The sequence below is a fragment of the Saccharopolyspora sp. 6M genome (assembly GCF_020176775.1).
GTDB classification, from domain to species: domain Bacteria; phylum Actinomycetota; class Actinomycetes; order Mycobacteriales; family Pseudonocardiaceae; genus Saccharopolyspora_C; species Saccharopolyspora_C gregorii.
The window spans coordinates 1-10,109 of the sequence record NZ_JAIUJZ010000263.1; the positions used below are offsets into that span (position 1 = coordinate 1).

At 69.4% G+C, this 10,109-nt stretch carries 8 protein-coding genes; all 8 read left to right on the top strand.

The genetic code is table 11. The features are described 5' to 3' along the window. Positions 1 to 578 precede the first annotated feature (578 nt). Positions 579 to 1,481, top strand: coding sequence for a sigma-70 family RNA polymerase sigma factor (locus LCD31_RS26830; RefSeq protein ID WP_224962618.1), 903 nt, complete (start codon positions 579 to 581; stop codon positions 1,479 to 1,481). Between the two features lie 62 nt (positions 1,482 to 1,543). Then, entirely contained in the window at positions 1,544 to 1,945 is a 402-nt protein-coding gene (locus tag LCD31_RS26835; RefSeq protein ID WP_224962620.1) for a pilin, read from the top strand. Between the two features lie 41 nt (positions 1,946 to 1,986). After that, a complete protein-coding gene (locus LCD31_RS26840) occupies positions 1,987 to 2,928 on the top strand; it encodes a hypothetical protein (RefSeq protein ID WP_224962622.1) in 942 nt (313 codons plus the stop codon). A gap of 43 nt (positions 2,929 to 2,971) precedes the next feature. After that, positions 2,972 to 3,865 carry a hypothetical protein gene (locus LCD31_RS26845; protein ID WP_224962624.1) on the top strand — a complete coding sequence of 298 codons (894 nt, stop codon included), beginning with the start codon at positions 2,972 to 2,974 and terminating at the stop codon, positions 3,863 to 3,865. Beyond that, on the top strand, positions 3,862 to 4,908 hold the full coding sequence (locus tag LCD31_RS26850) for a PrgI family protein (RefSeq protein ID WP_224962626.1): 1,047 nt from the start codon (positions 3,862 to 3,864) through the stop codon (positions 4,906 to 4,908). Before LCD31_RS26845 ends, LCD31_RS26850 begins: the two co-directional genes overlap by 4 nt. After that, positions 4,908 to 6,779: a VirB4 family type IV secretion system protein gene (locus tag LCD31_RS26855; RefSeq protein WP_224962628.1), complete on the top strand. Its 1,872-nt coding sequence runs from the start codon at positions 4,908 to 4,910 to the stop codon at positions 6,777 to 6,779. The genes LCD31_RS26850 and LCD31_RS26855 overlap by 1 nt, the downstream gene beginning before the upstream one ends. Positions 6,780 to 6,823: 44 nt before the next feature. Next, positions 6,824 to 9,223 carry a type IV secretory system conjugative DNA transfer family protein gene (locus LCD31_RS26860; protein ID WP_374201688.1) on the top strand — a complete coding sequence of 800 codons (2,400 nt, stop codon included), beginning with the start codon at positions 6,824 to 6,826 and terminating at the stop codon, positions 9,221 to 9,223. Between the two features lie 119 nt (positions 9,224 to 9,342). Continuing rightward, a partial coding sequence (locus LCD31_RS26865) for a replication-relaxation family protein (protein ID WP_224962632.1) occupies positions 9,343 to 10,109 on the top strand: 767 nt, incomplete at its 3' end.

Consider the following 10,109-nt stretch of genomic DNA (forward strand, 5'->3'; position numbering starts at 1 on the left):
GGTCGGTGCCGCGGCGAGGCGGGCGGGAGGAATGCGGGGTCGGCATCGGGTGTGTCCTTTCGGCGGGAGGGGTCTCGGTGGCCCGTGAAGGTGTTCTCACCTATAAATGCCGAAAAATTGGCCCGGATGGGACACGGCGAGGCTAGATTTTTTAAAAAATCTTCGAGCGTCCTCGATGTGGGCTGTGTCGTGTCGGCGAAGCGGGAAGAGGTGCTGGGTGATCGAACCATTCGCTCGTCTCGTCGTCACTGATCGGCAAGGCGCTGAATCAAGATTTTCTTGAAAAATCTTTAGTGATCTTGGTTAGTGTGAGGTGCCGAGGTTCCCCAGGTCCGGCGAGTGAACCCGCAAAGCCGTGTTTAGCCCACTAACAGTGCAGCTCACTGCATGTGTGAGCGATCAAGGTGTGCGCTGGGATCTGGCACTTATCTCTCCCTGCGGACGATCTTGGTTAGTGTGCGGTGAGAGTTCGGTACTCGTTGTGTGAGTGCTCGGTATGTGGTGTGTGCGAGTTCGGTAATACCCCGCATGGCCTCCTTGCAGGGCGTCGTTCGCCCCGTGTTCTGTGGAGGTTTGCCATGTGCCGTGACCCGCTCGAACGGGATGCTGATTCTGGTGAGAACGGTGCGCTCACGACCGCGCATCGCGCGTTTTCGTTGCTCACTGCTGGCCCGCGTCCGCTGGCCTTGAATGGACGGAACTTCCCCGGTTTTCCCCTGCGATGGGTGCCGCTGGATGAGGTCCAGCAGGTCGTGTTGCACCGCCGGTGCCCGCAACCGTTACGGGACCGGATCTGGACGCATCTGGTCACCCGCTCCCGTGCGGAAGGCGGGGCGTGGACCGTGGCCTGTGTCGGCGTGGCTTTGCCCGCGCTGATCACCATCACCACTCGGCTCACCGCCCGTCATGCCCTGGACGCGGCCGACCTGCACGCCGCCGTGCTGACCGGGTTCCTGGCCGGAGTAGCCGAGATCGACCTCGAAGCCGCGGGCATCATGAACCGGCTCCGATGGGCGGCGTTTCGCGCCGGGCACACCGCCCTGCGCGACGCACTCGACACCCCGCCGCCCACTTCGGAGACCAGCCCCCGCGAGGAGACGACCGGCCCCGGGCGCGCTCCCATCCGGTTTGTGACGTCCGCTGATGCGGGACACCCGGACTTGGTGCTGGCCCGCGCGGTCGCCGACGGAGTTGTGACTGCGGTTGAAGCCGACGTGATCGCCGCGACCCGCCTCGACGGGCGGTCACTGCGCCAGCTCGCCGCCGAGGGTGGCCACTCCTACGAGGTCCTGAAGAAGCAGCGCCAGCGCGCCGAAGGACGCCTTGCCACCCACCTCAACCAGCCCCGCGACCCCACCGGCCCCGGCATCGCCGGAACCGCCGATCGGTCACGCACGGTGACTCCCGGTGAAAGCGGGTCGTCTTCGTTGACGCCATGTCCGCAGCCGTCGTGCGGCCAGGCGCCGGGAGCCCAGGGATGACGCCGGCTTCCCGTGTCCGTCGCAGGTCCTGCTTCCACTCCGCTCGCCCCGGAGGTGTCCTCATGCGCAACACCACCTCGCTGCACCCCTCGCCCCGACGCCGTCGACTCCGCTGTCGCCCTGCTCGCCTGGATGCTCGGCGGGGGCTGTTCCTGGTTGTGCTGGTGCTCTGCGGAGTGCTGGCCGTGGCGTGTCCGGCTCAGGCGGAGACCACGCACGTGGTCGCGCTGGTGGGCTCGCTGGAGGAGGTGCTGAACAACATCCGGGCGTGGGTCATGGGCATCCTCGCCCTGGTCGCGACCGTGTTCCTGACCGTGGGCGGGGTCCGGTATTTGCTGGCCAACGGTGATCCCGGTGAGGTGGAAAAGGCGAAGGGGGCGTTTCGCAACGCAGCCTTCGGCTACCTCCTAGCCGCGTTGGCGCCGGTGGTTGTGGACATCCTGCGCGGCCTGGTCGGAGCCTGATGATGCGCGCCTCGATACCCCGCGCTGCCCGCCTGGCCTTCGTGTTGCTGCTGATCACATTTGGCTTCGTTGGCGGTCCCATCGCGTCCGCGCAGCCGCCTGATCTCGTCCCTGCCCCGGCGTCTGCGGGGCCGCCGGTGCCGCTGCCGCCGCGCCCCGACGCGTGCGGGCCGGGCACGGCGCTGCCGGTGTGCCAGTTCCCAGCGCCACCGAGCAGGCCACCCCCAGCCCCGGAACCGACCACTCCAGAGCCGGTCGAGGCTGATCAGGAGTGCGGCTTCACTAACATTCCCGCTTGCGTTTCCGGAGCGATCGAAGCGTTTTTCAAGGATTTGGTCACCCCGGGGTTGATTGAGCTGCTGGGATTGTTGGCGGACTCGCTGCTGGTGACACCGCAACTGGATGAGTTGCCGGTGATGGGAGAGATCTGGGAGCAGTCCCGCCAGATCGTGCTCGTGGCCTACAGCCTCGTGGTCACGATCGCCGGACTCATCGTCTTGGCGTATCAGACGCTGCAAACCCGGGCGTCGATCAAGGAAATCCTTCCGCGGGTCGCGGTCGGATTTCTGGCCGCGAACCTCTCCCTCCTGTTCGCCGGGTACGCGATCGACATCGCCAACGCATTGTCGCAAGCGATCCTGGGAAACAACCTCGACCCGGAGCAAGCGGGCCAGGCGATGACCGACACGCTGATACACGACCTCGACGGCGGCACCCTGTTCCTGTTGTTCGTCGCGCTGGCGTTGCTGGTGATGCTGCTCGTGGTGCTGCTGACATATGTCGTGCGGCTCATGCTCACCATCATCTTGCTGGCCGCCGCGCCGATCCTGCTGATGTGTCACGCGCTCCCGCAAACCGAGGGAATCGCGCTGTGGTGGTGGAAAGCAGTCGGCGGAGTGCTGGTGATCCAGATCGGGCAAGCCTTCGCTTTGGTAGCGGCGCTGAAACTGTTCTTCTTGCCTGGCGGAATCACGCTCTTCTGAAATCCCTCCCTGTTCGTTCGTTTTCTCGCGTGGTGGGTGTGTCGTGATCAATTTTTTAGTGGCGCTTGCTTTGTGTTATGTGTTGATCAAAATCCCGTTCTGGGTGTTGAGCTCCATCAAGGGGCGCGGCTCGTCCTTGATCGGCGGGTTGGTGCGCGGTGTCATCGCGTACAAGACGTTCGGTCTGCTCGGCGGCGGTGGTGGTGGTGGCCGTTCGGCGCCGAAGCGGCCGAAGACGACGGCGCCGGACTCGGCGGATCCGTATGCGAAGGCGCGCACGGATTCCCGCGGCCAGTACGTGATGCCGTTCGACGGCATCAAGCGCAGCAAGCCCCCGAAACCCGCGTATCAGAAGTACGCGCCGAAACAACGCTCGACGCCGCGGTCGCGGCGGGGCCCGGACCGGCAGCTGATGCTGCCCTGGGGCGGGGAATGGCCCGAGAACAAGCCCGTCCTCGAACCCGATGGGCAGTACCGGCTGCCCATGCGCACACAGCGCCAGCCGCGCCCGAAACAACCCGCACAGCCGCCTCCGCCGAAACCCGGCCGTTCCCGGCAGATGAGGTTCCCGGCCGACGGGGAATGGCCGGAGAACAGACCCCGTGAAGGTGCTGATGGCCAGTACCGGCTGCCGATCTCGGTGCGCCGCCAGGCTCGCCCGGCGTCGCCGCCGGTGCCGCCGGAGACGAAGGCGGGGCACTCGGAACAGATCGCCTTGCCGCTCGGGCGGGACTGGCCGGAGAACCGGCCCCGCGCGGGCCGCGACGGGCAGTACCGGCTCCCGCTGAACGTGCGCCGCCAACCCCCACCTCATCCTGTCCGGCCCGTTGACCCGCCGCCGCAGGCCCCGCGGCGCGCCGCCCACCAGCTTCCGCTGCCGCTGAAGCCCCCGCCCCGCCGTCCCCGTCGGCCGCGTTCCTCTGGAGGCCCGTCATGAGTGCTCCGATCAAGATCCCCGCTGATGTCGAGGTCGAAGACCGCGTGCTCGGTCCGCTGACCGCGCGCCAGCTCGCCGTGTTCACCGCGACCGCGCTCGTGCTGTACGTGGTCTGGCGCGGAACCCACGGGTTCGTCCCGCTGCCGGTGTTCGGCGCGGCCGCTGTGGTCGTCGGCGGTGGGGTGGCGGTGCTGGTGCTGGGCCGCCGCGATGGCCTGCCCCTGGACCGGTTGCTGCTGGCCGCAGTCCGGCAGCGCCTGCAGCCGCGGATGCGGGTGGCCGCGCCCGAAGGCATTCAGCCTGCTCCGGCCTGGATCACCGCCCACACCACCACCGACTCGCCCCACGACGAGGGTGGCGTGGGGGTGGGTATCGGGTTGCCGGCCGAGGACATCTCCGAGGCCGGTGTCCTCGACCTCGGCCGCGACGGGCTTGCCGTCGTCGCCGCGTGTTCGACGGTGAACTTCGCCCTGCGCACCCCGGGGGAACAGGAGTCGCTGGTCGGGGTGTTCGCCCGCTGGCTGCACTCGCTGACGGCCCCGGCCCAGATCCTGGTACGCGCCGAACGCCTCGACGTGTCCGCGCAGGTCGCCGACCTCGACGCCCGCGCCCCCGGCCTGCCGCACCCGGCCTTGGAAGCTGCCGCCCGCGAGCACGCCGGCTACCTCGCCGACCTGGCCGCGGGCAACGACCTGCTGCGTCGCCAGGTGCTTCTCGTCCTGCGTGAACCCCGCACACCCCTGGGCGGCTCCCGTGGACTCGGGGGGGTGCTTCCCGGCCGCCGTGGTCGTGAGCACTCCGGTGGGCACGTCCCGGGCAGCGCCGAGCGCCGCGCGGCCGAAACCCGCCTGGCTCGGCGCCTCGGCGAAGCCACCGAGCTACTGCACCCCGCCGGAATCACCGTGACCCCGCTCGATGCGGCCCAGGCGGAAACGGTCCTCGCGTCCGCCTGCAACCCCGACCGGCTCCTGCCTGCCACAGCAGAGCTCGCCAGTGCCGACGACATCGTCACCGCCCACCAGCAGGACGAGGAGAGGCAGTAATGCGCGCGAAAACCAAGGCACAGCAGGACAACCCCTCCGCCGCGTTCGTCCCCGACTCGCTCGCGGTCGGCACCCGGCACGTGCAGGTCGGCTCCGACTGGGTCGCGAGTTTCGCGATCACCGGGTTTCCCCGTGAGGTGCATCCGGGATGGCTGTCGCCGCTGCTGACCTATCCGGGACGCGTGGACGTCAGCGTGCACATCACCCCCGTCGACCCGGCTACCGCGGCGAAGGGGCTGCGCAAGCAGCTCGGCAAGCTTGAATCCGGACGTCGTCATACCGCGGAGCACGGGCGGCTGGCCGACCCGCAGATCGAGGCCGCCACCGAAGACGCCTACGAGCTTTCCGACCGCATCGCCCGCGGCGAAGGGAAAATGTTCCGGCTCGGGCTGTACGTGAGCGTGCACGCCGAGACCGAGCAGGCCCTGGCCGACGAAGTCCAAGCAGTCCGCTCGCTCGCGGCGAGCCTGCTGCTGGATGCGCAACCGACCACGTTCCGGTCGGTGCAGGGCTGGGTGTCCACCTTGCCGATGGGCCTGGACTTGATCGGGATGCGCCGCGCCTTCGACACCACCGCCCTGGCCGCCGCCTTCCCCTTCACCAGCCCCGACTTGCCCCCACCCGATCCGGCATCGCCCGCCGCGGCCGCCGGGGTGCGCTACGGCTACAACCTTGGCTCCCAAGGCTTGGTGCACTGGGACCGATTCGACCCCGGGATGCACAACCACAACGCCGTGGTCCTCGGCCGCTCCGGCGCAGGCAAGTCCTACCTGGTGAAACTGGAGCTGCTACGCAGCCTCTACCGCGGCGTCGAAGTCGCCGTGCTCGACCCCGAAGACGAATACACCCGCCTGACCACAGCGGTCGGAGGAACGCAGGTCAACCTGGGGGAGCCGGGGGTGCGGCTCAACCCGTTCGACCTGCCCGTGCACGTCCGCGCCGACGGACGCCGCACGATCGCCCCGGACGCACTCGCCCGCCGGAGCCTGTTCCTGCACACCGTCCTGGCGGTCCTGCTCGGCCGTGACCTTGACCCCGGGGAACGCGCGGTCCTAGACCGGGGCATCTCGGCGACCTACCAGGCAGCCGGGATCACCGACAACCCCCGCACCTGGACCCGGCCCGCACCGCTGCTGCGGGACTTGCGCGACACGCTCGCCGCCGACACCGACGGCATCCCGCGAACGCTGGCCGAGCGGCTGCACCCGTTCGTCGACGGCGCCTTCTCGGGCCTGTTCGACGGCCCCACCACCACCGAACCCGAAGGGCACCTGGTCACCTTCGGGCTGCGCGAGCTGCCCGACGAACTCAAACCCCTCGGCACCCTGATCACCCTGGATGCCGTGTGGCGGCGGGTGACCAACCCCGCCGACCCGCGCCCACGCCTGGTCGTCGTCGACGAAGCATGGCTGCTCATGCAGCAACCCGAAGGCGCCCGATTCCTGTTCCGCATGGCCAAAGCAGCCCGGAAACACTGGGCCGGGCTGACCGTGGCGACCCAGGACACCGCCGACGTCCTGGCCACCGACCTGGGCAAAGCCGTCGTCAACAACGCCGCCACCCAGATCCTGCTGCGCCAGGCATCCCAAGCCATCGACGAGATCACCAGCGTGTTCGACCTCTCCGCCGGAGAACGCCAATTCCTGCTCTCCGCCGACCTCGGCCAAGGACTGCTCTCAGCAGGAACCCAACGCGTCGCGTTCCAAACCCTCGCCTCGCAGGTGGAGCACGAGCTGGTGACCAGCAACCCCGCCGAACTCACCGACCACGACCCACTCGAACACTCCACAGTGGACTTCGAGCTCGGAGGCGTTGACGAGGCCGAGTTGCCGGTGGGCGACGACGGCGAACTCGACCTCGGCCCCGCCTGAACCCCACTCACTTCGGAAGGGAATAGCTGATGTTCGTTGTCACGATGCTGCCCAGCGCGTCCGAGCCGGGCGGCAGCTGGGTGGCCGACTACCTCCGCGACCCGGCCACGGTCCTCGGCCGTGCGGTGGAGGTCTCCGTGGCCTGGTGGTCTGTCGTAGTGCCGCTGCTTGTCGTGGTCGCCGCGCTGCTGGCCGGAGCACGGCACTGGCTGCTGGCACAGCGCCGCGCCGAGTTGGCTGCCGACGCACGGGTGGTGACGGTGCTCGCACCGCCACAGGTGGATCCGGCCGGTGGAGCGGCGTTGTGGTCGAACCTCGTCGGGTTGCTGCGGCCCTCGTGGCGGCGGTGGCTGCGCGGCCAGCCGCACGTGGCCTGGGAGTACGCGTTCTCCGAGGCCGGTACGGCGCTGCGGTTGTGGGTGCCGGGCGTGATCCCACCGGGCCTGGTCGAGCGCGCGGTGGAGGCCGCGTGGCCCGGTGCGCGCACCAGCACCGAGCCCGCTACACCACCGTTGCCCGAACCGGAACACGGGCAGCAGCGGGTCCTCGTGGCCGGGGAGTTGCGGCTCGGGCGGCCCGAAGCGTTGCCGATCCGCACGAGCTTCGACGCCGACCCCCTCCGCGGCATGATCGGGGCCCCGGTGGGGCTGATGGCCGGCGAGTACGCCTGCGTGCAGGTCCTCACCCGCCCCATCACCGGCGCTCGCGCTTCCCGCGCCCGCCGCACGGCCCGGAACCTGCAAACCGGTCACGCGACCCGGCTCGTGGGCCGGGTGCTGGACCTGCTGACCCCGCACGCCACGCCGCGCCGCCGCAGCACCGCGACACCGCGGACACCGCAGCAGGACCCACAAACCTCCCTCGCCCTCTCGGCCCTGAACCGGGCCGTGGTCGCCAAACAGCAAGGCGCCCAGTACGAAACCCGCGTGCGCTACGCCGTGACAACCGAGCTCCCCGTCGACGCCAGCGAGGAACAACTCCGTTCGGCACGCGAGACCGCGCGAGGCCGGGCGCACGCGCTTGCGTCGGGATTCGCGGCGTTCACTGATCACAACCACTACCGCCGCCACCGCCTCCTGAAACCGGCTCGCGTCGTCGGTGAGCGACGGCTCGGCCGAGGCGACCTGTTGTCGGTCGCCGAGCTCGCCGCCGTAGCGCACCTTCCGCACGATGAGAACCTCCCCGGCCTGCACCGCGCCGGGGCAAAAGCCCTCGCACCCCCGCCGGGTATCCCTGTTCCCGGTCCGACGGTGAAGCCGCTCGGGGACTCCGACTCCGGCCAGACCCGGCCGGTGGGGCTGCGGGTCACCGACGCCCGGCACCACGTGCACGTGCTCGGCGCGACCGGCTCCGGCAAATCAACCCTGCTCGCGACCATGCTGCTGGCCGACGTCGAAGCCGAACGAGGCCTGGTCCTGATCGACCCGAAAGGCGACCTCGCCACCGACCTGCTGATGCGCCTGCCACGCGACGCCGGGCAGCGGGTGGTGCTCTTCGACGCCGACAACCCCACCCGACCGCCTTGCCTCAACCCCCTCGACGGCGGTGACACCGACCTGGCCGTCGACAACCTCGTCAGCGTGTTCCGCCGCGTGTATTCGGCGTTCTGGGGGCCGCGCACCGACGACGTCATGCGGGCGGCCTGCCTGACCCTGCGCGCCCAAGCCGGAGTCGCCACGCTGGCCGACCTCCCCAAGCTGCTCGCCGAACCCGCCTTTCGCGCCCGCGTCGTCGCCCGCCTACGCGATCCCGTGTTGCGCGGCTTCTGGTCCTGGTATGACGAGCTCACCGAAGCCGGACGATCCCAGGTCATCGCACCACTGATGAACAAACTCCGCGCGTTTCTGCTGCGCCCGTTCGTCCGCGACGCCCTCACCGCCGGACCCTCCACCGTGAACATGAGCCACGTCCTCGATCAGGGCGGGATCTGCCTGGTGCGTATCCCGAAAGGCTCCCTCGGCGAAGAAACCACCAAACTCCTCGGCTCCCTCGTCGTGGCCCGCACCTGGCAGGCCACCACCGCCCGCGCCCACACACCACAACCCGACCGCCCCGACGCCTCCCTGGTTATTGACGAAGCCCACAACTTCCTCAACCTGCCCTACCCGATCGAGGACATGCTCGCCGAAGCCCGCGGATTCCGGCTCTCGATGACCCTTGCCCACCAGCACCTCGGGCAACTCCCACGCGACCTCCGCGAAGGCATCTCCACCAACGCCCGCTCCAAGATCTACTTCGCCGCCGGACCTGACGACGCCCGCGACCTCGCCCGCCACACCGCACCCCACCTGGCCGAACACGACCTCACCCACCTCGGCGCCTACCACGCCGCCGCACGCCTGGTCTCCCACGGCGAACACGCCCGCCCCTTCACTCTCACCACCCGCCCCTTGTCCGATCCGATCCCCGGCCGGGCCCGACACATCCGCACCACCAGCAAATAGGCCACAGTGGACACACAGGCTCCGCGCTAGAAGCCGCTCCGTCCTCCGCTTTCCGCCACGCCATGCCCGGCACGGCCATGCCGTCGTGCCCGTTTCCCCTTCTCTGCGAGGTGATTGCTGTGAGCCGGTTCCCTGTTCGCCAGCATGTACTGCGCCCTGCCCGCGTAGATGTCCGGAATCCACGCTCGGCCAATACCGCCGAGCACCAGACGCGCCTGGCCTCCCGGCTCACCCCTCGGGACCGGTGGCTGGCCGCGATGGTCCACGAACACCGAGTCCTGACAGGAGACCAGCTCGCCGCACTCGCCTTCCCGTCCGGGCGCGCGGCCCGCGCCCGCCTGCGAGAACTGTGGCAGTGGTCGGTTCTCGACCGGTTCCAACCCGTCCTGGCCCGCGGTTCCGCGCCGATGCACTACGTCCTCGGCCCCGCCGGAGCCACCGTCCTGGCCGCCGCGCACGGCGTGGACGTCAAGGACCTCGGCTACCGCCGCGACCGCGTCCTCGGACTTGCCCACAGCCTGCGCCTGGCCCACACCGTCGGCCGCAACCAACTCCTGACCACACTCACCGCCCATACCCACCGTCACTGCGACACGGAACTCACTGCCTGGTGGTCGGAGAACCGCTGTGCCCGCCACATCGGCGACCTCGCCCGCCCCGACGCCTACGCCCATTGGCGCACCGCCCGCTGCGAGGTCGCGTTCTACCTCGAATACGACACCGGCACCGAAGCGCTCCCGAAACTCACCGCGAAACTCCCCGGCTACCACGACCTCGCCCGCAGCAGCGGCCACACCCTCCCACTCCTGATCTGGCTCCCCAGCCCCCGCCGTGAAACCCACGCCCGCCGCGCCCTGCACGAGGCTCGGAGCCGCCTCGACCACCC

What these genes read in the sequence shown, in the direction of transcription:
- LCD31_RS26830 (WP_224962618.1), top strand. Translation starts at nt 579, where the DNA reads ATGTGCCGTGACCCGCTCGAACGGGATGCTGATTCTGGTGAGAACGGT.
- LCD31_RS26835 (WP_224962620.1), top strand. Translation starts at nt 1,544, where the DNA reads ATGCGCAACACCACCTCGCTGCACCCCTCGCCCCGACGCCGTCGACTC.
- LCD31_RS26860 (WP_374201688.1), top strand. Translation starts at nt 6,824, where the DNA reads ATGCTGCCCAGCGCGTCCGAGCCGGGCGGCAGCTGGGTGGCCGACTAC.
- LCD31_RS26855 (WP_224962628.1), top strand. Translation starts at nt 4,908, where the DNA reads ATGCGCGCGAAAACCAAGGCACAGCAGGACAACCCCTCCGCCGCGTTC.
- LCD31_RS26850 (WP_224962626.1), top strand. Translation starts at nt 3,862, where the DNA reads ATGAGTGCTCCGATCAAGATCCCCGCTGATGTCGAGGTCGAAGACCGC.